Source organism: Zoogloea sp. LCSB751, from assembly GCF_002028455.1.
GTDB lineage: Bacteria > Pseudomonadota > Gammaproteobacteria > Burkholderiales > Rhodocyclaceae > Zoogloea.
In genome coordinates this window covers 1-442 of record NZ_MWUM01000095.1, presented here as the reverse complement: position 1 = coordinate 442, position 442 = coordinate 1, and the positions used below count along the sequence as shown (strand labels likewise).

The 442-nt window shown below is 37.8% G+C and carries 1 protein-coding gene; it reads left to right on the top strand.

Annotated elements, in window-relative coordinates; all coding sequences use genetic code 11:
- A partial coding sequence (locus tag B4920_RS29635; protein WP_216820036.1) for a hypothetical protein occupies positions 1 to 317 on the top strand: 317 nt, incomplete at its 5' end.
- Between the last annotated feature and the right edge of the window lie 125 nt (positions 318 to 442).

The following is a 442-nucleotide window of genomic DNA, read 5'->3' as shown; positions in this document are numbered from 1 at the left end:
AAGCAAACACGCTTACATTTACTGTAACGATCACCAACAAAGCATCATTCATGCTAAAAGCATCGATAGCACTAAAAAAAGCCAATAGACTTAGAGAAAAGTCCGATGAACTTATCAAACCTATAAGCAAAGCACTCAGTGATATACTGGAAGATGATAGCGCCCATGTTACATTTCAACCGGGGGATGGATGGTGTGTTTGTTATACGCATGATGAGTTTACGCATAACGCCCTTATTTCTAGTTCGTTTATAGATCAGCTTTTAGTGATGAATAGAAATGAGCTTTTAATTGCTTTGGAAAAGCTAGGGATCTAACCCCAACTAATCAATGGAAAGCAGATATATGAAGAAATTTTTATCAGATTCGCTTTTAATGTCACTCGGCGCAGTGATCTGGATGTTCATTGCTGCGAAAGGTGAACTACCTACATTAAGTTTTG